Annotated in this window: 20 protein-coding genes; 10 read left to right on the top strand and 10 right to left on the bottom strand. The window is 56.9% G+C overall.

The window, feature by feature from the left end:
- Position 1 precedes the first annotated feature (1 nt).
- Together stbB and FAZ97_RS09330 are read right to left on the bottom strand one after the other, a co-directional pair.
- Positions 2–691: a StbB family protein gene (gene stbB, locus FAZ97_RS09335; protein ID WP_158758192.1), complete on the bottom strand. Its 690-nt coding sequence runs from the start codon at positions 689–691 to the stop codon at positions 2–4.
- Between the two features lies 1 nt (position 692).
- Positions 693–1,109 carry a hypothetical protein gene (locus FAZ97_RS09330; protein WP_158758191.1) on the bottom strand — a complete coding sequence of 139 codons (417 nt, stop codon included), beginning with the start codon at positions 1,107–1,109 and terminating at the stop codon, positions 693–695.
- A 552-nt stretch (positions 1,110–1,661) separates the two neighbouring features.
- Here FAZ97_RS09330 and FAZ97_RS09325 point away from each other — a divergent pair.
- Positions 1,662–2,393: a site-specific integrase gene (locus tag FAZ97_RS09325; RefSeq protein ID WP_158758190.1), complete on the top strand. Its 732-nt coding sequence runs from the start codon at positions 1,662–1,664 to the stop codon at positions 2,391–2,393.
- 313 nt (positions 2,394–2,706) lie between these two features.
- Positions 2,707–4,062, top strand: a complete 1,356-nt coding sequence (locus FAZ97_RS09320; RefSeq protein WP_158758189.1) for a hypothetical protein — start codon at positions 2,707–2,709, stop codon at positions 4,060–4,062.
- 523 nt (positions 4,063–4,585) lie between these two features.
- On the opposite strand, the gene FAZ97_RS09315 is transcribed toward FAZ97_RS09320, so the two are convergent.
- The 7 genes from FAZ97_RS09315 to FAZ97_RS09285 form a co-directional block, all read right to left on the bottom strand.
- The gene (locus tag FAZ97_RS09315) at positions 4,586–6,142 is read right to left on the bottom strand and encodes a DUF1254 domain-containing protein (protein WP_233271559.1); all 1,557 of its coding nucleotides are present in this window, start codon (positions 6,140–6,142) and stop codon (positions 4,586–4,588) included.
- A gap of 141 nt (positions 6,143–6,283) precedes the next feature.
- The gene (locus FAZ97_RS09310) at positions 6,284–7,759 is read right to left on the bottom strand and encodes a DUF1254 domain-containing protein (RefSeq protein WP_199272049.1); all 1,476 of its coding nucleotides are present in this window, start codon (positions 7,757–7,759) and stop codon (positions 6,284–6,286) included.
- A 478-nt stretch (positions 7,760–8,237) separates the two neighbouring features.
- On the bottom strand, positions 8,238–8,606 hold the full coding sequence (locus FAZ97_RS09305; RefSeq protein ID WP_158758187.1) for a hypothetical protein: 369 nt from the start codon (positions 8,604–8,606) through the stop codon (positions 8,238–8,240).
- Positions 8,607–8,711: 105 nt separating this feature from the next.
- Complete coding sequence (locus FAZ97_RS09300) at positions 8,712–9,593, bottom strand: plasmid partitioning protein RepB C-terminal domain-containing protein (protein ID WP_158758186.1); 882 nt, start codon at positions 9,591–9,593, stop codon at positions 8,712–8,714.
- Positions 9,590–10,492 carry a ParB/RepB/Spo0J family partition protein gene (locus tag FAZ97_RS09295; protein ID WP_158758185.1) on the bottom strand — a complete coding sequence of 301 codons (903 nt, stop codon included), beginning with the start codon at positions 10,490–10,492 and terminating at the stop codon, positions 9,590–9,592. The genes FAZ97_RS09300 and FAZ97_RS09295 overlap by 4 nt, the downstream gene beginning before the upstream one ends.
- Entirely contained in the window at positions 10,489–12,054 is a 1,566-nt protein-coding gene (locus FAZ97_RS09290) for a recombinase family protein (protein ID WP_158758184.1), read from the bottom strand. The genes FAZ97_RS09295 and FAZ97_RS09290 overlap by 4 nt, the downstream gene beginning before the upstream one ends.
- A gap of 177 nt (positions 12,055–12,231) precedes the next feature.
- Entirely contained in the window at positions 12,232–12,660 is a 429-nt protein-coding gene (locus FAZ97_RS09285; RefSeq protein WP_158758183.1) for a hypothetical protein, read from the bottom strand.
- Between the two features lie 283 nt (positions 12,661–12,943).
- Between FAZ97_RS09285 and FAZ97_RS09280 the strand changes: the two genes are divergently transcribed.
- The 6 genes from FAZ97_RS09280 (at position 12,944) to FAZ97_RS09255 (ending at position 19,597) form a co-directional block, all read left to right on the top strand.
- Entirely contained in the window at positions 12,944–14,530 is a 1,587-nt protein-coding gene (locus tag FAZ97_RS09280; RefSeq protein ID WP_158758182.1) for a recombinase family protein, read from the top strand.
- Positions 14,502–15,410 carry a ParB/RepB/Spo0J family partition protein gene (locus tag FAZ97_RS09275; protein ID WP_158758181.1) on the top strand — a complete coding sequence of 303 codons (909 nt, stop codon included), beginning with the start codon at positions 14,502–14,504 and terminating at the stop codon, positions 15,408–15,410. The genes FAZ97_RS09280 and FAZ97_RS09275 overlap by 29 nt, the downstream gene beginning before the upstream one ends.
- Positions 15,398–16,363 carry a plasmid partitioning protein RepB C-terminal domain-containing protein gene (locus FAZ97_RS09270; protein WP_158758180.1) on the top strand — a complete coding sequence of 322 codons (966 nt, stop codon included), beginning with the start codon at positions 15,398–15,400 and terminating at the stop codon, positions 16,361–16,363. Before FAZ97_RS09275 ends, FAZ97_RS09270 begins: the two co-directional genes overlap by 13 nt.
- Positions 16,364–16,948: 585 nt before the next feature.
- A protein-coding gene (locus FAZ97_RS09265) for an IS3 family transposase (RefSeq protein WP_158758179.1) occupies positions 16,949–18,161 on the top strand; the annotation gives its coding sequence in 2 pieces (ribosomal slippage) (positions 16,949–17,266 and positions 17,268–18,161; 1,212 coding nt in all).
- A 133-nt stretch (positions 18,162–18,294) separates the two neighbouring features.
- Positions 18,295–18,828: a hypothetical protein gene (locus tag FAZ97_RS09260; RefSeq protein WP_158758178.1), complete on the top strand. Its 534-nt coding sequence runs from the start codon at positions 18,295–18,297 to the stop codon at positions 18,826–18,828.
- A 190-nt stretch (positions 18,829–19,018) separates the two neighbouring features.
- Positions 19,019–19,597 (top strand): hypothetical protein, encoded by a 579-nt coding sequence (locus FAZ97_RS09255; protein WP_158758177.1) that lies wholly within the window; start codon positions 19,019–19,021, stop codon positions 19,595–19,597.
- A gap of 43 nt (positions 19,598–19,640) precedes the next feature.
- Here the strand turns inward: FAZ97_RS09255 and FAZ97_RS09250 are convergent, their stop codons facing one another.
- Positions 19,641–20,048 (bottom strand): hypothetical protein, encoded by a 408-nt coding sequence (locus tag FAZ97_RS09250; protein ID WP_158758176.1) that lies wholly within the window; start codon positions 20,046–20,048, stop codon positions 19,641–19,643.
- Between the two features lie 302 nt (positions 20,049–20,350).
- On the opposite strand from FAZ97_RS09250, the gene FAZ97_RS09245 reads away from it, so the two are divergent.
- Both FAZ97_RS09245 and FAZ97_RS09240 read left to right on the top strand, forming a co-directional pair.
- Entirely contained in the window at positions 20,351–20,569 is a 219-nt protein-coding gene (locus FAZ97_RS09245; protein WP_158758175.1) for a hypothetical protein, read from the top strand.
- Positions 20,570–20,852: 283 nt separating this feature from the next.
- A complete protein-coding gene (locus tag FAZ97_RS09240) occupies positions 20,853–21,686 on the top strand; it encodes a hypothetical protein (RefSeq protein ID WP_158758174.1) in 834 nt (277 codons plus the stop codon).
- Positions 21,687–21,718 lie beyond the last annotated feature (32 nt).

Genomic DNA, 21,718 nt, shown 5'->3' with positions numbered 1-21,718 from the left:
GTTACTTGAAGAGTACCTTGAAAACGGCATCCAAATTCTCGCCTGCAGATTCTGCTAGGCGCTTGGCGAGAATCATCTGGACACACGATTCACGTTCGTCTTCGTCTTTCGACTCCTTCAGCTTTGCGCGGTAATCCGTCGGATCGATGAGGATTTCACTCACCGTTTTGCCGAGGCCCTTGCTTTTCTCGAATACGTCGTTAACGTATACTGTAGCGTCAGGGCGAACGACGCACTTTTTCTCTGCCTCTGCATATCCGAAGATCGGGCCAAATTCCTCCAGAACGTCAGCTGTGGCTTCAACCTTATTGAATACAACGCGGATTTTTTTGGGTGGAATCCCGAGCGTCATCAGTGCCTCGATTGTCGCTATCGTGTCCTTTTGCTGTTTGACTTCACTAACGACCGGAATCACAAAATAATCAAAATCCTCGTGTGACTTACGATATTGATTCATCGCATGAATAAAAGCCTCGATATTTGACGCGCCGACATCGATAACGGCGACGTCATTGGTAAGCAAGTGGCCTTGAAGTTCATCGAACTGGCTGGCTCGGATATTTTCTCCGCCTTCATCTGCATTGATGGTTTCGACCGCGATCAACTCGGTGTTAAAGCGCGGGGCGAGAAGATGGCGGGCGAGAGTCGATTTTCCAACGTTTCCCGAGAAATTGACGACAGCGACGCGCATTCTAAGACTCCTTTTTCTTTACAAGGGATTTGGTTAGTGATTTTCCGTATTGTGCGAATTTTCCTTCGCCGACTGCTGATTGGCTTCCGAGTATTTCGATCAAGGCTTCAGTTGTCGTTTCATGGATGACTTCATGAGAAGCTTCGGAAGATGGCACGGCATCGCTAATCGGTTGCGGAGTTTGTGTACTTGGCGAGATGACCTGCTTCTTCTTGTTCTTCCTAATTCTGTAAAGCGTAGTTTTATAAGTCTCAAATGACATGGGCAATCCGTTGCGTTCGAGAATTTCCAGAATGTCCTCGTGGCGTACCCCCGCAGCAATCTTGATATCGATCAACGGCAGCAGTTCGCGGAGCTGCCCGCTCTTTGTCTTAGCCTTCAGCACACTCAGTGCTGCCCTCGTTGCGTCATCGGCCACTGCGGTATCCCATGTTCTTAGTGTCAGCACGGACTTAAGTGGATCAACGTCTCTCGTGGTCAATCTCTGAGGTGATTCTCTGCACTGGGCCGGACAACGTCACGGTGAGTTAGGGGAATTTCATTGCTGTGTGTTGCCTACTTGTGGCGCGGGCAGTTACTGGCTTGTACCCATACATGTTGCCTCCTTGCTTTCTAGGACTACTTCGATTGCATTCTTGTTGCCTACGAGTAGCCCGACCTGTTGCCTACTAGTTCTCTAGTTGTCGATTGCGGCACAGTTTCCTAAAAGGTAGGTTTCTCACAGGGAGAAATCATGTCGGACTCTTGACCGAAATTCATGTCGGTCAAGAGGGGGCTTGGCGGTTTTGAGGCGTAACACAGACATGCGAAAGCATGGCGTGTTGCGACTCAAAATAGACAGGCCCCAACCCCTCAGGGGTCGAGGTGCGTAGCGACTCGGGGGTGGGGTTGAACAGACTTCTAGCGATGCAGAAACCACACAAGCACGAAAGTAGACAAGGTAGAACCCACTCGTATGGAGATCTCTAGAATGGGGAAAGCAAAGAAGGGAGCCCTCAAGAACTTGCCATCGAACTGGCAAGACGACATGTGGCGAACCGCATCCTCAGCCGAATGGAGGGCTTCGAGGCCGAAGCTACAACGGGCTCTCGCAATCCTTTGGCTGCTTGGATGCCGCCCAGCGGAAATCGCTTCCGGGATTACCATCGGCTGGGCAAACGGGACGCTGGTGTTCGAAGTTAAGGGCGCGAAGATCGTTGATGCCGGCGATCGCGAGAGAGGGCAACCGATACGCCAAGTCGTCTTCAACCGGGATTCACTCGGTGCGGCAGAGAGCCCCGCATTCGCTTTCTTAGCTGACTTGGTTCAGACAGAAGGACGGAACGAAGCCGGGATTCACAAGCTAGTTGTGACGCACGATGCGGACTATCTATATAACTGCGTCGTTTCTCTGGGAAAGGCAACGTATCCGGCTATGCGTACACGCATTAGTCCGTACGTGTTTCGAAACCAGTTCGCCTCAGATTTGAAAGCGGACCCAACTGTCTCGCTGGAGGATGCTGCGAAGCTTATGGGGCATCTCTCCGACTACAGTATCGGTAAATACGGACATGCAGTGCACGGACGAAAAAGCAGTAAAGGTCGCGTAACACCAGTCGCGGTCCGGGCAACTCGTCCGGTGAAGCATTCGCCAAAGGTTGATCGTCTGGCCCGTTTCAAGGCCGCGAGTGCTGCGAAGCGGAAACAGCAGCCGAAAGTGTAATGAGAATCTCGAACGACGCTGGTACCTGCTGGACCTCCTGCATTGTGTGCCATTACACGCCCGGACGCTCGATTTCGCCTCAAACCAGCGGCTTGAGCTGAGATGCGCACAATTCCAGCGATTCCCGGTCTGACCTCCTTAAGTTCCTGCTTACCAGGCCGTAAAGCATCTGCGGCGCTGCCATGCAAGGGTGAAAGTGGTGGCATGCGGGTTCCATCTCTCACAATGTCGGTGCGCTCGGGTCGGTTGATTCTGGCTCCGCCAGATCGTGTCGAAACAATTTTGCTTCCAAGAGAAACTTGGCGACTTTCAGATGAAAATTAGAATTCAATGGTGGCTTCAAATTCTGTTCTTTCTTGCGGCATTGGGATTTTTGATTGCCGTTGGCGGGGTATTTTATGCACTAATTCAGCATTGGGATCTGATCAGTTCAAGAATCACAATTGCCGCTGCGGTGAAGAACTCTAATCGCGACGCGGTTACCGGCGCGACACAAGCGGTTGGCGCAATATTTCAGGGCACTCTGGGCGTTGCCGCGTCTCTCATCGGCGCGATAGCGGCAATTTTTCTCGGATATGCGTCGCTGAAAACGGCCAAAACTGCACTGATCGTCAGCGCCCAAGCAGAGAGACGAGAGAATCAGAGATACGCCACGGAATCGCTAGAGCAGGCGCTTAAGCCTTTCTTTACGCTGTCGAGCGAGTTTTCCAGATTCAATGATGAGCTGAAGTCGAAGATGCCTTTCATCTGGGCAACCGCGAAGGTTGTAGCGGCGGCATCTCTAGCTGAATCGAGGAACGCCACGGTGGTCGAGCGGGAGCAACGCGTTTTTCGAGTTCTATCGCATCCTAAGGTTAGGTTTCCGCAAGAAGTTGTCGATCAGATCAGAAGACAACCGCGGCAACAGGATGGGAAGAGATACGACACGTGTGTTGAGGCGTGGTTGGACACAAGTGAAGTGGCCAAGACGTGTGTCGATATTTGCCGATCCTTAAATGCTGCGCTCATCGCCGGACTCGATGAGGCCGCGAGAAATCCCTATTCAAACTGGCTGGTACGAAGTAACGATGACTCAAAAGAACCTGTCAACTTTAGCGATACGGTCAGCAACCTCCGAAGTGCGCCACTCGGGACGAGTCTTCGCGCATTTGCAGTGGATTTTGTCGCGCGCAGTGTCCGCGAAGCGTCCTTTTACTGCTTCTCGACGGAAGAGAAAGCACAGGGCATCGCGCTGTTGAGTGACGCAGGAGACATATTCGCCGACGCGGCGGATAGTATGGAGTACGAGATGCTAAACATGAGCGGGGGAGGGTATATCGTTCGCTACGTGTTAGAGCAACGCGATGGTGGCGATGGGCTCAAAAGATTTATGCGGCTGCTTCCGGAGGAGGAGGCCATTAGGAATTTCATGCGGGAAATGGTCGGCCCTAGTCCGATCATCGACCGGACTTCTGCGAGTTTCTATCAGTCTTTCGTCAAGCAGTTCGACGACTCATTTTGGAGCGCCTTCATGGCCTACAACCGGCACGCGGAGACCCGTCTCCCTGCGGAGGAAAACGAGGATAGGGAGGCGAGACGCTTTGCCGCCTTTCTTCTTTGCCAGGCGCCTGGCAGCGAAGATTGTCTTGACGAACTGTTGCGCACGATGAGCGAACCTCAATTCACCTGATGAGCTGACCAGCGGGGAGCCGTCCGGAGGAGCACTGGCTTCTCGGCCCCAAGGCAAGCCAGGCGGGCTCACTACACTACGATGTTCGGCGCGGGCGGCCGATCGAGCTGCCGGCCACCACGCCGTCGCCTTGTCTCCTGTGGGTGGCTGATGGAAATCGCACGCAGGACAAAAGCGCGTTACTGGCAGAGCTCGGTATCGAAGGCCGCGCTCAAGGCGATCGAGCGGGTGGCGAGGATCGCGAAGAGCGCTGCCGGTCGTTTTCGCCCCGCTCACGCAGGCCGTATTAAAGGTGAAACCGTTACCGTACTAATTGCGTTACCACTCGCGAGACATGCGACCCGGGAATCCGGCGGTCAATGGCTGGCTCGCGAAGGCGTGGCACCGAGGAGGAGTTGCCGGTATCGGCCAAATCCGGCCCTTCGGATATGCCGCTTGCCGGTCGTGGGGAGGTCGGCTTCAACTCTGGAAGCGGCCGATCACTCAGTTCGACGTGAACGGCCTGCCTGACACATCTGTTTTCCTATTGCGAAATGCGCTTGAGGTCGTCAGGCTTCCAGGTCTTCTTGAAGAACGCCTCCTTGGGGCTATACAAACGCAGAATGATGAAATAGCCCTTGCCTGGAACCGTCCTCACCCAATTGCGTTCCTTACCACCTGGCGCATTCGGGCCAAAGTAAAGATCGTAGGTACCGTCTGCGTTTTGCACCGGCTTATCCATTGAATTCAACGAAGGCAGGGGCTGGCCGTTCTGCAATCCGGACGCATTGATCGAGTCATATACCGTGACTGACCAGAAGTTGGCGGCAGGAACATCGGGCGGCAGATGAAGTTGATAGGTGCTTCCACCCTCCAGGAAGTTACCGTCCGCATCGCGCCAGGTTGACGGATATTTCGCGCCCTTTTCAACGAGGTCGACGACCATGCCGGGGCTGGTCGCGTAAGCGGTCGTGAAGTACGCATCCCGTTGACCGAGGTTGGTGAACGATTTGCTTGCCTGGAACAACGGGTTCTGGCCGGCGAACACGTTGACCCATTGCCGGTCCGGATAGTATTTGGCCTCGGGTTGATCCACCAGTCCGTTATAGATTTCGACCTTGCTCATCCTGAACGCGGTTTTGGCAGCCTTGTCCAGCAACTCGCGCTGCCGGGCCGTGGGCTGGAAGGGCTTGCCTTTCTCAATGCCGATCGCCGCCATCATGCCGCGCCAGTCCATATCCGCGGGGTCGACCGTTTCCTGATCGACAAAACGGGCGAGCATGTCGAAATAGGTTCCGTCATGCGGGAACAGCATATCGGCCGGCGTCGCCGATCCATCGGGAAACTGCATTGGTTTGGCAGATTCTTTTTTGCCGTACGGATAAATGCGCGTGCCTGCAATCAGCGCGTTAGCGGGTTTGAGATTTTTCGGGTCGGTGAAAAAGCCACGGTAAAAGACGAATACATTGTTGGTCCGGGAACGGTAAAGATAATAACCTTTGGGCGCGGCTCCCTTGTAGTTCCACGGAACGATCAGATACTTGCCGCCCTTGCCGCCGTCGGGCCCGGCGAATCCGAAGTCCCCTGTATAGGTTTTCCCGCCTATCGTCGGGCCGGAGAGCGGACGTTGATAGAAGTCATCCAGGATGCCCTGATTCTGGGGAGGCACCTCGACAACGATCGGCCCGTCTTGCGCGATATTGACGTACGCCATCGCGTAAAGACAATCAGAGTTCGGCGTGGTGACTTGCGTTTGTGCATTAAGGCGTTCTTTCCAGACCGGAAGAACGTTGTATCCGGCACCGTAGATTTTCTCCGAACCCTCTTTCATCGCGAACATGTTGATAGCGGGCAGCGACCACAAATAAACCTGTACGGCCCGCTGGAAATACAGTTCGTCCCGGAGCAGTTCGGCCGATTCGTTGGTAGGAAAATCACCAGAAAACGGCGCATTCGCGAGCGCGTCACGGCTCGCGGCAAGAGTCTGAGTGGGCGTTGGCTGCTGTGATTGAGCTAATGCCTGAGCGCAATATCCCGCAACGGCAAGCGCGACCAGCGCGTTAGTCAGATTCCTCGTGATAACGGATTGCGACGTCTTCACGGCGTTACTCCTTTTACGTTGTCGAATCGGAAAGTGCAGTCCTGCTGTGGCAGGGAAAATGCTGCCCCTCGGTGGGGCCGGATATCGATCCCCAACCATCTCGCGATGCGTCGCGACAAGCGCCCTGTCCATCGGGATGCGTCAAGCGAGTTGAAAATCCGGCATTTTGAAAGTCTTGTTGTTGATCTCTTCAGTGGGGCCGTAAAGACGCATTGCAGGCAGCGGACGCCTTCCAGATGTCGGTATCCAGTTGGCCGCCAGGCCCTCGGGAGCGTTAGGGCCGACATAAAGCGTGACGCTGCCGTCCGCATTCTTCTTCATAGAATCGAGATCGTATGAAGAGAGCGTCGTGCGATTGGAATCGCTGTAGATGAATGCGTTCGTGGCCCGGTCATAGACCGTCAGTGCCCAGAATTGCTTGACCGGCATCTTCGCTGGCACGTCGAGCTTATAGAGTTTGCCTGCCTCGAGCAGATTGCCGTTGTTGTCCGCCAGCGCCATCAGGTACTGTGTGGCGGGATCGTCGGTCAGAACGCGTGGCATGTACGTGCACCAGAAATACTCCGCCGCGCGATTGATCAGGTCGATCCTGTCGTCGTAGACGAACGTGAACGTCTTGTTGTCGTCGGCCTGAAGCAGCGAGGCATAGTGCCGATCCGGCCAGAACAGCTTTTCCTGCGGGAAATGGTCGTACCAGTATTGCAGGTAGAACCACGCGTCGATCGCCGCCTGGCGCATAGCCTTCTTCGTCGTTTCATCCGGAGCGAAAGGCTTGCCCTTTTCGATTCCCAGCGACGTGAGCATGCCCATCATGATCTTGTCATGCGGATTGACCGGCTCCACGCTCATGATGGCGTGCATGTCGTCGAAGTGACGCTCATCAAAAAACGGCAGCGTTGGATAGCGATCGTGGATGGGATCGATGAAGCGTTGCTTCGGCGGATTCGCGGCTTCCGACAGATAGTACATTCGTAGCCGCTGGGCATAGTGATAAGCGTCCGTTGTACTCTTGCCGGGTGCACGAACGGAGCGGAATGCCAGTGCGATCCTGAAGTTTGGCGAGGCGACATGGAGATAGCCCTTGGGAACGGAGCCTTTGTAGCCCGGCGCAGTGAAAAGAAACTTCGCACCTTTGCCCTTGTCGAGCCCAGAAGGCCCAACGTCCGCGATCGTAAACTGCCAGGCATCAACGACCTGTCCGTAGACGCTCCCGTCGGCGCCGGCGGTGGGAACCTCCAGCACTACGGGCCCTTTTCGCAGATCGGTAAATGCCGTGATGTATGGTGTCGTACTATTGGCTGTGATTGCTTCGAGCTTCGGCGTAGCCGGCGCTGAATAGGAAATGATGTCGTTGTCCTTGACACCCAGATTGTCGAAGGCCGCCCGCCGGAAGCTGTAGATGGCGATTGCGGGCATGTTCCAGAGAACCGCTTCGAACGCGCGCTGATATTTGATCTGGTACTCGAAGTCGTTGATCGAGACAGTCGAGCCCGCAGGAGGTTGGCCGCCCAGCGGCTCCATGGGACTCCCCGCTCCCGACGCCAGAGGCTTCGGCGCCTCGTCGGCCGCGACGTTCGGGCTGTTTCCGCCGGCTGCAAAGCCTGCGACTACTGCCATACTCACACGGTGAAAATCCCTACGCGAAAGTGCCATTGTCATAGTCCTCTGGGAAAGACTTCTAACGTGCCAACTTCAAGGCGTAACGGTCTGTCGACTACATCGACCATGTGCGAACACATTTACGTTCACGGGCTGCTCGATTGTTTCGAAATCAGAAACTGCGTGATTGACCCTCGCCCTATGCACTCTCGCTTGAGGCTGCCCGCATCCAGGGTCAAAGCTTTATAGCAAGATATCTGGAATCCTGACGCGCATCTGGCCAGCAATTTCAGAGGCTGTTTTCGATCTCAAAGCGGCCGCAGAACTTAGAGAGGCTGAAGGACAGGTTGGGGTCGATTACGGGCGACCGCGTGGGGCGGCGGTCGGCCAGTATCGGTCGCTCCAGAACGCCGCGGCCACGACATTCAAACGACCCAGACATGCAGCAAGCAGTCGTTCGATTCGCACGGGGATAGGCGTATATTGAATCGGCGACTCAACCGCGTTGAGCCAAATGCTCCGCGCAAAACGCGTGCAGCCTCTGGACCACATGCGACCGGTAGTCCAGAAACCACCCCGTCTTTAGATTGAAGAGTCGAAGAAGGTCAGCTTCGTCCTTGGGAAAGGGCCACGTGCTCGCCCGCTCGGCCAATTCTCGGGAGGCCGTCACCAACTTGGCCCTTTCGAACCAGTCGCATTGAACGCTGTTCGAACTCATCCAGATCTGCGAGGACTCAATCAAATGATCTGTCCGGAGCCATGTCCCACTACGGGCAAGTGCAAAAAGCTGCCCTACCACCAGGAAGGTGAGCAGTTCCGCTCTCGCTTCGTCGTCCATCGGCATCACTCTGATTTCGGCTTGCATTCTTCAGTTACCCTAATGCGCTCCTCTCGAAATTATGCGCCCAATATTCCACTTGGCGATGTCCAGTTCGATTCCACCAACAGCGTCGACTAAGTCGTGCCCTACCTACTGCTCGATTGATTCGACTTCAACGATCGCTTCAAGCTCCGTGAGCAGCTCTGGATAGTGCTCGTTGAGGTAACTGGCGACCGCCTCGTTTTCAAGAAGCCTGCCGAGGTAGCCGCGAGCCAGAACAAGATTCAGAACGTCCTGCCCATAATTCTGTTCGGCGAGCTTGTACTGTGCTTGCAGGTTCGACATCTCCCGCTCCATTTTAGCGATTTGCTCCTGGGTCATTCCCGCCACCCTGGACGGCTTCCTCCCTTCGACGAGAGCGTTCGCTGGGGTCGCGACCAGAAGCGCATTCGCATATGACGCTGTCACGCAGTTCGCTGCCAGCATCAGTTCGACACACTCTACCTGGCGCGTCGGCTTCATCTTCCGCAGAGTTTTCGAAAGCGAGGGAGAGAACTGCTGATCCTTTAGCATTGAGATAGCTTCCGGGCATAGTCCGTCCAGCAAGGTGATCCGCGCGATCAGATGATTGACATCCACTCCCAACGCTTTCGCCAGGCGCGTCGGAGTTACGCCACGACCGATCGCCCTACGAATCATGTAGTGCTCTTGTACTGTCGCAAGGCGGTTCACACGATTGTTGTACGTATACGCCTCGTCGTCCGTTGCGACGAGGCAGGCAGCATCACCACGCCCTAGCTCACGCAAGGCCAGCAAGCGCAGATGCCCATCGAGCAGCGTGTACTTTTGCGTCGTTGCATCACGCGTTGTTACCGACAGCGGCTCAATTAACCCCACTTCAGCGATCGACGATATGATTTGCCGGAACTTGCGCGTCTTCAATACGCTCGACGGGAATTTTCGTGTCGGCAGGATATCGTCGATTGCCACGACGACAGGCTCCGGCACGAAGCCAAGAGTTACCCCCGTCATGCGTGACTCCCGTTTGGCCACACGCGCTCGGCAAGATATTTTGGCATCGTAGTGAGCGCTTCGGCCCGCAGAAGATTGACGAAGTTCTCGTCGCAAAGCAACTGGCGCAACGCGCCGACCACCAGCAGCAATTTTTGTTGCGAAAACTCTGCCTTCCGTACAAGCGCAGTTTGCCGTTTGACCTCGTCCTGGTACGTTCGTATGACGGTCGTCGTCGAGATGTGTGAATGCTTCGTCGTGCTTGTGCGTCCGGCCGCGCGTCCTAAACGCTGCCGCTTGTCAATGACCCGCCTTGCCAATGTAAGTTGGCGACCGCGTAGCGCGCCACTCTCATAAGCTTCCTGAAGAGCGGCCTGCACCGCCTTGTCGTCGTCTCCTGCCCCCGCAATCGTGACTGCGACATTAATCGGAATTCCGCCACTCTCCACTGCGATGAGGAGGCGCTCCTCGCCCATACGTAACAGGTTGCATATTTGCTGCACGTAGCAATGATTCAGGCCTGTCTTTTCGGCGATCGACCTGATCGTATACCCCCTATCCAGAAGTTGACGGATTCCTGATAGCAACTCAAGGGGATGATGTTGCCTCCGCGCGATGTTTTCTGCGAGGCTCATGATGAAAGCGTCTTCATCGGGCACATCAACCACCAGTGCGGGAATCTCCTCCTCGCCCAATGCCTGATACGCTTTCAAACGTCCTTCTCCGCAAATCAGCAGGTATTTCTCAGCGCCACTCGCGTCAATCCGCGGCGTTACAGAGATAGGCTTCTTAAGTCCGATAGTCTTGATGTTACGGACAATCTCCTCAAACACCCGACTTCCTCGTTCGCGTGGATTCAAAACCTCGATCCTATCCAGGCGAATCAGTCGGATTTCACCGGCACTCTTCGACGTATTCATGCAACCCTCCGCAGGCGCACGCGTTCAGCCATTCTGTACAGGTACTCCAGCGAGTCAAACCGGTAGCTCTCGAATTCAATCGGGTTATATTCGCTGAGCCGGATGCCGGTCTGCCCGAAGTCCAGTCTCGGAAGCAGGTAAAAGTCGAGCGGAGCGTCGTTGCCGTCATTGAGTCGCACGGCTACTGTGATATCCGGAAGCAGTCCTGCATCGAATCTAACCTTCCAACGATTCTTGCCGCCGGCGCTAAACTGGCACCGGGAAAGGACAAGCGATACCGTGAACTCGTGGTTAACTCTTAGCAAATCTGTAGCAAGGTCTCGCGTTACCTCGCCGCCGACCTCCGCGATTTTCGTTTCAGTCTGCCGCACGATATCGGGATGAAGTCGACGCAAAAAGCGGTTGATTTCAATGTACTGATAGTCCCGATCGGGAGTAAAGCCGACAGCCTGATACGCACGAATCAGGCTCCCGAATCTGTACGTGTATACGGAGGAGGACGGCATCCCTTCGGCTTCGTCTATGACCAGACCGGAAAGAAACCCTTTGGACTTGTACAGGGCGCGCAAACGTTCTATCAAGTCCTCATCGGTGTATCGACGTGCGCGTGCCCGCAATATTCCTTGAGCCGTGTAGAAGACGTCCCGTGCAACGACGCACGGAAACGCGCTGTCTTTTCGAATCCACATATCCGATGGATTCACAACCCGGCGCACCTTCAGCTTGAATGAAGTGCGGTTGTATACGTTGTTCCCAATGTATTTCTCGTTCGTGAGGATCTCGTGGACAGTACAGCGACTCCACTCGCGATCGAGATCGGTTCTAACCTTCATTGCGTTCAAGCGTGACGCAATTTCCTGCTCATTTCTCGACTCTTCGACAAACCACCTATAGATCAGATTGACTATGCGAACCTCATCCTCCGGGCCCGGCATCAAAACGACCCTCTCGGTCTGGAGGCTCTTGTGTTGTCCTCGTTCCAGTTCGGCCTTCATCAGACCGTCCTGCCCCACGAGAATTCGACGCAATCCGTATCCAGCAGGGCCGCCTTGACGGAATCCCAACTCGATTAGCCTGCATTGTCCAGCGAACACCTTTGTCGATAGCTCACGGCTGTACTCGCCGGCCATTGCGCGCTTCACGCCTTTTACAATCGTCGAAACTGGTGAACCATCGTTTTCAAATTGCTCTGCGCAATAGGAAACATGAATTCCCGCGCGACGGCAGACATACTCGTAATACGCGCTTTCATCCGCATCCTGGAATCGGCCCCATCTGCTGACGTCATAGACAAGGATGACCTTAAAGTCGGCGTGACCACTTTCGACGTCAAAGATCAGACGCTGCAGAGCGGCCCTCCCGTCGATCCTCAGCCCGCTCTTCCCCTCGTCTGCATAGGTCTTGACGATGGTAAGCCCGCGCCTGGCAGCATATTCTCGAATTCTGTCCTGCTGGTTGCTCGTTGAGTATTGCTGATGCTCTGTCGACATGCGCACGTACTCCACGGCTGGGACCAAATTCTCACGGCCTTGATGCGGCTCAGCGTCTAGTTCAACCGACATGGGAAACTCCCGAAAGGAGCTTGTTAGTAGAGCTACAGTTGTTCCGGAAGAATGTTCCGATACCTGCCGTTACGGCAATTGTTTGGCTTGAGGAAGCGTGAGCCAGCAGTCGGCCGCACTACGATAACAGGTGAAGATCACGACGGTGACAGGTCGTATCTTTGCAATTCCGAATCGCTAATTCGCGAGCTCAGCAATGACCGTCAGGTGGACAATCCACGCGCCAATCTTTGCAACATCGTCGCGCGTCGTGTGCGCGAGCACATAGAGGCCCGAACGCAAGTGCTCTCCGAAGGCTGACACGTCCATCTTTGCAACTTTCCCTGGCTGACTGTTACGTATTCGTTGCAACTCGCGATTTTTCGACACGTATGCCTGATGGTCTTCTCGGTACGTTCGCCAGTAATCCGGGTGCGATTCACGCCAGCGGGTCTGCGCGCGCTGCTTGTTCTCTCGATAATCAGGATCGGATTTGATTTTCTGCCTTTGCCATTGAGCCTTTCTCGTGCGCTGGCAAGACCGCCTGGAGCAGCATTTCTGGTTCGGACATTGTGCGCGCGGCACGAATATCTGGCCGCAAATCACACACGTACGTGCTTCGCTCATGAGGCACCTCTCGGGAACTGGCCGCTCGCCCCCGGGCGGCGACCAGACGGACTCGTAGTGCAGCATTGTGGCCACACCGGTGTCACGAGGCCAGACTGGAGTTTTCAAACCAACGTACAGGTTTGTTCTCGAATGTCCGACCAAGAATAACGCGGTGCCGGAGGATATCCAGCAAGGACCACCGCGTAAAGTGACGTGAATTCTTCGTGACCATCATTCAATCCTTGATTTTGACAGCAGGCGAACTATGACTAAGGCACCAGCATCTATCGGGAAGGGTCTGGTGAACAACACGCTGCCGCCCGTTGTCTCCCAATGCGTACGTGCCGCACAGTACATACGCATGTCCACTGATTACCAGCAATATTCCACAGAGAACCAGAGACGGGCGATCGCCGAATTCGCTGCTCTCCACCACATCGAAATCGTGGCAACCTACGAAGACGCCGGGAAGAGCGGCCTTTCGATACGAGGCCGTGCGGGCCTGCAGAGGCTACTCTTGGATGTGCATCGTCCGGAGCGTGAATTCAACGTGGTTCTGGTTTACGACGTCAGCAGATGGGGACGCTTTCTCGACGCCGACGAAAGCGCTCACTATGAATTTTTGTGCAGGCAAGCCGGTGTTGACGTTATTTATTGTGGCGAGGTCTTCGAAAACGACGGCTCGACCGCCTCGGCTCTTCTAAAAACGATAAAGCGAGCCATGGCGAGCGAATACAGCAGGGAGTTATCAGCAAAGGTCTTTGCTGGTCAATGCCGGCTAGCCGAACTAGGCTTCTGGCAAGGCTCCGAGGCTGGCTACGGATTGCAACGGATCCTCGTGGATTCCGCCAGACAACCCAAAGGGCCACTTATTCACGGCGAGCGCAAGAGCCTACAGACCGATCACGTCATCATCGCGCCCGGGGACGCCGGAGAGGTTGCCCTGGTTCAAAGGATCTTCGACTGGTATGTCCGAGGACGCGTCGGACCGTGCCGGATTGCCGCCAGACTCAACGCTTTCGGACTTCGCAACGGTCGCGGCCTGCCATGGAATCCGCAGATGGTCGGTAGCCTGCTGCGCAATGAGAAATATGCTGGAACCAATCTCTACGGTCGAAAATCAAGCAAGCTTACGGGTCCGTGGCAAAGCAACCCGGAATCAGAGTGGGTCCGGACACCGAATGCATTCAGTCCGATCGTCGGCAGCGAGACGTTCGATGCCGCGTCGGCGATACGGCGAGCCCGCACGCGTTTCTTAAGCGATGAAGAACTGCTTGACAGACTGAGAAGGTTCGCGCAGTCACGCAAAAGCATAAACCAACGCGAGATCGATCTGGCACGCGCACTGCCCGCGGGTCAAACCTACAAGCGTCGGTTTGGAAGCGTCCTTAACGCCTACGAGCGCGTAGGTTACGCGGCACGGTGTCACGGAATGTCACCTGAGACCTTTCGCGCTACACGCCAGGCTTTGCATGCCTGTGTGGACCGCGTTGCCGAAGCGCTCCGCGCGGCAGGGCGCGTCCTCTCCGTGTCAGCCGGGCACGACTCGATCACGGTCGAGCGTGAGTTGCAGGTTCGGTTCGTAGTCCGCCTGGTGCGCTACTACGACTGCCGAAATCCTCGCTGGCGCGTCCGGTGGCCACTGTGCTCGCAACCCGACCTGTTGGTCGTTTCTCGCATGGACTCAGCCTTTTCGTCGCCAATCGACCTCTTTGTCTTTCCGCGCGGGAGTCTGCCTCCCGGACGCGAGGTGGCAATGACACTGGGGCGTCCTGATGATAGCCATCTCGACGTTTTTCGGTACTCCGACGAAAGAATACTGCTCGAACTGACGGCCCGCAGCCGCCTGGAGGACTGCCATGGACACCAAGACTCCCCGAACGATTGAGATGGTGCCGGTTGACAAAATCCGCATACTGAATCCCCGAAGTCGCAGCAAACGCCATCAGGATGCTATCGTCGAAAATATCGCGACAGTCGGATTGAAAAAGCCCATCACGGTGAGTTGCCGAACAAGCGGCGGCAGCGTCAGCTATGAACTTGTGTGTGGCCAGGGGCGGCTCGAAGCAGTGCGATCTCTGGGCTATTCAACAATACCGGCCCAAGTCGTGGAGCGGAACGAGGCAGACTGCCTCCTTATGAGCCTAGTCGAGAACGTAGCACGAAGGAACCACTCTACGAAGGAACTTCTTCACGACATCCTGGATCTTCGGAACCAGGGCTACAAGGACAATGAAATCGCGACGAAGGTCGGGTTGCATATCGCCTACGTTGAGAGCCTCCTGTTCCTGATGGAGCGCGGCGAAGAACGACTTCTCAACGCGGTCGACAGTGGCACGATCCCCATCGCGATTGCGATCAGTATTGCGCGATCCGACGACAAGGAGGTACAGGCGGCGCTGATGGACGCTTACTCCGATGGATCGCTTAAAGGCAAGCAGCTAGCTATTGTGCGCCGACTGCTAGACCATCGTCGTCTCAAAGGGGAGCGAGCGGTTCATACGCACGGAGCGAAGGGCAAATCCGCTGGTCGGTCGATGAGCCCGGAGGCATTGCGCCGCATGTACCTGCGTGAGAGCGCTCGACACAAAATGCTCGCGAAGAAAATCGCGCTTACTCACGCGCGACTCGCATTCATTGTCCAGGCCATGCGTGAAATGATGAAGGATGACGGGTTCGTAACATTGCTGACCCGCGAAGGACTTACGACGCTGCCCCGTGTGCTGGAGCAGCGTGTCAGCGGAGAGAAATTGTCATGGACAAGCTAGCTCCCAAATATGGGTTCGAGAGTCAGCCGGTCGTCATTCAGATCAGCGCACTCCGGTCAACGCGTCCTCTTCCCCACAACGCACTATCAACAAAAAAATTTCTTCAAATACTGGCGTCCGTGGCCACCGTCGGGTTGATCGAGCCGGTGATTGTCACCCGCGACGCCGTTGATTCCAGCACCTACCGCATTCTGGATGGCCGACTGCGTGTCGAAGCTCTTCGCCGACTTTCGAGGACCGACGCCACTTGCTTGATTGCTACCGACGACGAGGCCTACACATATAACAAGCACGTCAACAAGCTCACACCGGCCCAAGACGCGCGCATGATCGCGAAAGCAATTGCGAGGGGTGTCGAGAGTGAACGAATCGCCACCGCGCTCGGTATTGACGTGAACACGGTGCGTCGACGCGCGAATCTGCTGGAAGGCATCTGCAGCGAAGCAGCGACCCTACTTGCGGACAAGAACTGCCCTGCCACAACGTTTTCTACTCTGAAGCAGATGAAGCCACTGCGGCAGATGGAGGCAGCCGAACTGATGTGTGGGCAGGGAAATTTCACGTCAGCCTTCGCGACTGCGATTCTGGCAGCGACGCCGCACGACCAACTCGCATCAGAGGCACAGGCCGAGAAGTCACAAACAGAACTGGCGATGCAACTCGCCAAACTCGAGCGTGAACTGGCGACTCTTCAGGCCAATGTTGCTGAAACGGACGAACAGTACGGCATCGAGCATTTACATCTAGCAGTGTCGGCAGCGTACGTCGTAACCCTCCTGGACAACAGTTCCGTGGCGGGGTATATCGAGTCTCACTACCCCGAGTTCGCTCGTGGATTGGGCGAAATCATCAAGGATTCGGTCGAATTCACAACTCGGCCAATCTCGAATCGCCGGCGCGATCACGGTTTGGCCGCAGGCACCAAAGGCGGCGGGCCGCCCATCCAAACCTAAAGTACACCGCGACGATACCGACTGCTGCTCACATCCCTCGCCAAAGACCGAAACACCTCGATATTCGAAGAACATCCAACCGGAATCCCCACCCCAGTTGAGAGTCGAATCTGGCCGAGGTGCTCTGATGCGTGCTGGCACGGACGGCCGTTTGACTCCGGAAGCAGCCGTTGTGCCGAGATTGCGCTGCTTGACTGCTTTGGGTCGATCTGAGCCGGTCGCACGTGGCTATAGCCGGTAGGGACGCGTGATTCATAGCATTGCAAGGGGACCAAACGGAGGGCGACCGCATCGCACCTGCGGCTTGAACCTTGTGAATCTGGATTTATGCCTCTGGCGTTACTGCTGGGCCGGTTCCGCGCCGGCGAGGGCCGTGAACAAGCCGCGGATTTACGGGAAGAGGCGGTTCCTGCCGAATAATTCTTTGCTGATAATAAACATTATCACCAAAGAAGACCGCCGCCAGAGCGGGCGAGGGCGGCTGCCATCGCTGGAGCAGCCCCCTGAATCTCCGGACACAGTCTCCCGCTTAAACTAACGGGTAGGCATAAGACTGTGTTTTTGACTAACACCAGGCAGGAAGTGATGGAAGTGTTGACGGGCCCGGAGCGTCGGCGGCGCTGGACGGCGGAACAAAAGCTGGCGATGGTGCGAGAGAGCTTCGAGCCGGGGAAGTCGGTTTCGATGGTTGCGCGCCAACATGGCGTGAACCCGAACCAGCTGTTCCACTGGCGCAAGCTGTACCAGGACGGGAGCCTGTCAGCGGTCAAGGCCGGCGAAGAAGTTGTTGCGGCGTCGGAATTGGCCGATGCGCTCAAGCAGATTCGCGAACTGCAACGGATGCTCGGCAAGAAGACCATGGAGAACGAGATTCTTCGCGAAGCAGTCGAGTATGGTCGGGCAAAAAAAAATGGATAGCGCACTCGCCCTTGCTGCCGGAGGACGACCAGTGAAGCTGGTTTGTGAAGTTCTCGGCGTGTCGCGCTCGAACGTATCGGCACGACTGTCGCGTCCGGCTACATGGCGGGATAGACGTCAATCGAGACAGACCGACGATGCGAGCGTGGTCGAGGAAATTCGGCGCGTCGTCGGCGATTTGCCCAGCTATGGGTATCGCCGGGTCTGGGGCACGTTGCGCAACGAACGCGTTGCGCTTGGGCTGCTGCCGTTCAATGCAAAGCGCGTCTATCGCGTCATGCGCACGCACGGGCTACTGATGCAGCGCCGACCGATACCACCTAGGCCGCAACGCCGGCACGACGGCAAGGTGGCCGTAGCGCGCAGCAATCAGCGATGGTGCTCCGACGGCTTCGAGTTTCGCTGCGACAACGGCGAACCATTGCGCGTGACGTTTGCGCTGGACTGCTGCGACCGTGAAGCGATGAGTTGGGCGGCCACGACAGCAGGCCACAGCGGCGACATCGTGCGCGACGTAATGCTGGCTGCAGTGGAAAACCGGTTTGGCAACGAGCTGCATACGCCGTCCGAAATCGAGTGGCTGAGCGACAATGGTTCGGGCTACACGGCCGACGACACACGTCGGTTCGCAGTGGCCATCGGTCTGAAGCCATTGACCACGCCGGTGTGTAGCCCGCAAAGTAACGGCATGGCTGAGAGCTTCGTGAAAACGATGAAGCGCGACTACGTCGCCTTCATGCCGAAGCCGGATGCAGCGACCGCTGCACGCAACCTGGCCATTGCGTTCGAGCATTACAACGAGAAGCATCCCCATAGCGCGCTGAAATACCGCTCGCCTCGCGAGTTCCGGCGCTCGATGGACTCAGCAACCTTAGTGTGAAGCTGTGTCCGGGATTGCAGGGTCAACTCCAATCGCCTACACAACATAAACTGTCTAAGGCTCAACTAAAGTTGTATCGACAGCCGTGCCACACATCGCCGTCCAGCGACCCGACCCGCACAGGAGAGCCACCATGGATGAGATGGATGATCGCCTCAAGCAGCTTTTCGACTACACCAAGTTCCACATCGGGATGTACACCACCCTGATCGGCGCGATCATCGGCGTCTTTGGCAACCGGGACTGGGCGGCCTCCTACCGCGACCTGCTGCCCTGTGCGATTGGCAGCGTGCTGGCGTTTACGGTCGCGGGCGTCTTCGGTGGGCTGGTCGCCAGCAGCATCCCGTATTACCGGACCTTCGAAGCGTTCTCCAATGCACGGCTCGGCCCGTGGCGCGCCAGGCGCTGCGAGCGCTGGCGCATCAACGGCCTGACCTGCACCCACCTCGAGCACACGGCCTTCTGGGCGGGCTGCCTCATCGCCATCGTCGGGATCCTGTGTGTGATGGTGCCTGTGGCGTGGTCCCGATCCAGTGAGGCCGCGTCGGTCAAGGCCGGCACGGTGACTTACATTGACGCGCTCAAGCGAAAGTGTGACCTCTACGGCTACGTTCGCGGAACGCCCCAGCATGCTGGCTGTGTGCTCGCCCTCGATTCCCGCGGCTAACGTCTGGCCAGGCGTGCGATCGAACGTGTCGTGTCGGCTTTCATGTTCGCAACACGCAGCGCGGTGACATCGGACGCACCGGCAAAACCCCCTCATTTCCTTGACGCCGCGCGCCCCCGTCCTATCGTTCGTGGAGGGACGCGGATCTCGGGATCCGCATCTGGAGAAGAGCAAGAACGAGGAGGCCACGATGGAAATCAATATCTTCAAGGACCTTGCGAAGGCGGTCAGCGCGTTTGGGGATGCGATCGGCAGGATCGGGGACGGCGTCAAGCATCTCGTTGTCCTTGGTGCCGAAGGATACGATGCGGCCAGACGCAGACGGATCGACAGGCGGCTTCGCAATATGAGCGCGGACGTGAGCGCAATCGCTGGCGCCTTGCGCACGATGGCGCAGCACATTCGCGAGTACGTGACGTTGCTGAACAGACCATCGCCGGACAATGTCAGGCCGGCGAAGGTAGGGGAATTCGAGCGGCGTTGGAAGCTCTTGCGAACAGAGGCCCGGCGACTGGAACGGTCGACGGAGACGATCCGGCGGCGGCTCGCTCAGGAGCGCAGCGATTTCTTCTTGAGGCAGGACTGTGACGAACTCAAGAAGTCGCTTGCGAAACCGGGGGACGCCATTGCACCCATTGTTGCCAGCCTCTACCCTCCATTCTCAACAGACGTCCTGGACGAGACAGCGACCGGCATCGAGCGTCTGGCCGAGGAACTCGAAGGCCGACGCTTTGGGCTGAATCTCTATATCGAGGGGCATACGCCGTAACAGATTCCGCTTTACTCGCAGTTTGCAAACCTCCTCAATGCCGCTAACTCGTATTAGCGGCATGGCGTTTAATACAGCTCGCCGAAATCGGAGTAAATGGAGAAGTGGGCGGCAAGCGCGCCGGTTTGCCGGTTAGGGCTTGAAGCGCGCGCGCCGCTGTGGGTTGCGGCGCTGGTTGCTCCGCCACTGCCTTTTCGTCGCGGTCGATCGCCGACAGGATCAGTGTCTTGCGCTCGTCCCCGACCGGCAGCAGATCGACGCGGTTCCTGAGCTTCACCAGATCCACCATGCCGTGGCGGATCAGCTCCTGGTTGAAGGCGCGGTCCTTGGGGCGGTCCGCCACGTATTTGGACAGCGCGAGATCGTGCACGTCGATGGAGTAGCCAATGCCACTACCCGTCGCGGCCGTCTCGACCTGCGTCAGGCGACCTTCCCATCCTACTGGCAGCACCGCGGTGTGGGGATCAACGCCCTGCGCGTAGCAGCCGAATGCCTCGTTGAAGGGCGATCCTCACGTGGCCACGCGTCAGATACTTGTCTATAGCGCGCTCGAAACCAGACCTGCAGAGGAAGGTCGCGTCTGCCGTTAACCTGCTCTGAGGATGCGCGGTACGTTACCTCCGTCAATGAGTACATGCAGGGGGCTTGAGGCGGCGTTGCCGACCGTGCCGCGGACGTGCGAGCCGTCGTGCTGGCAGGCGCGCGCGCGGTCCTAGGCGTGGATCTTTGCCAGCTCACCGATTGGAAATGTATATGCGCAGCGAAAACTTCCGCCTCGTAGGCCTCTATATCTACCTCTCCCTGGGCGGCATGGCCTTAGGCATCCTCGGTGGGGCTCTGTCTATGAGAGCTATGGGAGTTGATATCAGCGGTGTGGCGACACAGGCCGTCATCATTCTGATGTCGTTGCCGTTCGGCTGGGCCGCGCCAAAGCTCGCATTCCACGTCCTCGGCCGCCCAGTTTTTCGGTGAAGGGATTTGTCCTAGCGGACTGCGATGTTCGCTCTGACGGCGTGGTCGCACCAGCACCGGCCACGGGGCGCGGTGCGACGGGTGGGCCTTAGGTAATTGCATGGCCGGCATCGGGAGTTCGCCGTTCGGGGGGCGTTCATGTAGACACGATTGATGGCGCAACGGTGACGCTTCTAAAATTGTTATACGGGGAGCAAGGCCCGCGGCGCAAGGGTCACGGCTTTGCAACACCTGATTCCGGCGTCGACATGAACGCAGATCGCCCTTAACCTCGGGAGAGAAAATGACGGTTGTAGCACTCTGGTATAGCGGCCACTCGAAAAAACTCATGTGCGCGGCGGACTCACGGTTCTCTCGCGGAAAGGATGAACATACCGTGAGGACAACGGACAGCGGACCAAAAATTTTCCCGCTTCCGGTTGTCTGCCGCGAAGAGCAGGCCGCCCTCGCGATGGCATGGCCCGTGAGTCGCAGCTATACCTTCGGCTTCGCGTACGCGGGTACCGCTTTGCCGGCGTTGAGCACTTTTGCCTTGGCGTCGGCCTGCGCGCAGAACCTGTGCTCGCCGCCTAGCGGATCGGGGCCTGTCTCCGTTGAATCCGTGGCCGAGCTGTTCAGAGAAGTGGCGGACCGTTACATCCGGGAGATGTCCGAAACGCTCGGGGTATGCGATGAAATCAGCAGTTACTACTTCACTGGACTAATTTTTGGCTTCTGCCCGGTACGCGCCGAATACGCGGCGTACAAGATACAGCCGTGGACGGAAACCGGGCTGCTGGAAGTGAGAATAACGCCTCTGCCCCTGGGCCCTGGCGATCTGCATCTAATTGGAAGCGGTGCAAGCACGTTCCTCGCCGATAGTGAGAAGCGCAGACAGGAGAAGGGATTCCACGATCCCATCAAGACCCTGAAAGCAATGCTCGGCGAGGAATGGAAAAAGGATGTCGGCGGTCATATACAGTATGGTGAATGTAGGCAAGGCGACTTCCGGATTCTTCCCCTGATTACGCCGACCGATGGAGATCCCGCGAGGTGGCCCGTCGGCTTCCTTGGGTGGGACGTGTCCGGTATGGACGTGAGCGGATACAGCATCGGGTACAACGCCATCGAATTCTGATGCGGGTGGGGCGGGTGACCGGGTCCGTATGT

The sequence above is a fragment of the Paraburkholderia acidiphila genome (assembly GCF_009789655.1).
GTDB classification, from domain to species: Bacteria; Pseudomonadota; Gammaproteobacteria; order Burkholderiales; family Burkholderiaceae; genus Paraburkholderia; species Paraburkholderia acidiphila.
The sequence above is the reverse complement of the archived record's forward strand: the minus strand, read 5'-3'. Positions and strand labels throughout refer to the sequence as shown.

What these genes read in the sequence shown, in the direction of transcription:
- FAZ97_RS09245 (WP_158758175.1), top strand. Translation starts at nt 20,351, where the DNA reads ATGCGCAGCGAAAACTTCCGCCTCGTAGGCCTCTATATCTACCTCTCC.
- FAZ97_RS09295 (WP_158758185.1), bottom strand. Translation starts at nt 10,492, where the DNA reads ATGAATACGTCGAAGAGTGCCGGTGAAATCCGACTGATTCGCCTGGAT.
- FAZ97_RS09300 (WP_158758186.1), bottom strand. Translation starts at nt 9,593, where the DNA reads ATGACGGGGGTAACTCTTGGCTTCGTGCCGGAGCCTGTCGTCGTGGCA.
- FAZ97_RS09285 (WP_158758183.1), bottom strand. Translation starts at nt 12,660, where the DNA reads ATGAGCGAAGCACGTACGTGTGTGATTTGCGGCCAGATATTCGTGCCG.
- FAZ97_RS09270 (WP_158758180.1), top strand. Translation starts at nt 15,398, where the DNA reads ATGGACAAGCTAGCTCCCAAATATGGGTTCGAGAGTCAGCCGGTCGTC.
- FAZ97_RS09260 (WP_158758178.1), top strand. Translation starts at nt 18,295, where the DNA reads ATGGATGAGATGGATGATCGCCTCAAGCAGCTTTTCGACTACACCAAG.
- FAZ97_RS09240 (WP_158758174.1), top strand. Translation starts at nt 20,853, where the DNA reads ATGACGGTTGTAGCACTCTGGTATAGCGGCCACTCGAAAAAACTCATG.
- FAZ97_RS09275 (WP_158758181.1), top strand. Translation starts at nt 14,502, where the DNA reads ATGGACACCAAGACTCCCCGAACGATTGAGATGGTGCCGGTTGACAAA.
- FAZ97_RS09310 (WP_199272049.1), bottom strand. Translation starts at nt 7,759, where the DNA reads ATGGCAGTAGTCGCAGGCTTTGCAGCCGGCGGAAACAGCCCGAACGTC.
- FAZ97_RS09305 (WP_158758187.1), bottom strand. Translation starts at nt 8,606, where the DNA reads ATGCAAGCCGAAATCAGAGTGATGCCGATGGACGACGAAGCGAGAGCG.
- stbB (WP_158758192.1), bottom strand. Translation starts at nt 691, where the DNA reads ATGCGCGTCGCTGTCGTCAATTTCTCGGGAAACGTTGGAAAATCGACT.
- FAZ97_RS09255 (WP_158758177.1), top strand. Translation starts at nt 19,019, where the DNA reads ATGGAAATCAATATCTTCAAGGACCTTGCGAAGGCGGTCAGCGCGTTT.
- FAZ97_RS09325 (WP_158758190.1), top strand. Translation starts at nt 1,662, where the DNA reads ATGGGGAAAGCAAAGAAGGGAGCCCTCAAGAACTTGCCATCGAACTGG.
- FAZ97_RS09290 (WP_158758184.1), bottom strand. Translation starts at nt 12,054, where the DNA reads ATGTCGGTTGAACTAGACGCTGAGCCGCATCAAGGCCGTGAGAATTTG.
- FAZ97_RS09320 (WP_158758189.1), top strand. Translation starts at nt 2,707, where the DNA reads ATGAAAATTAGAATTCAATGGTGGCTTCAAATTCTGTTCTTTCTTGCG.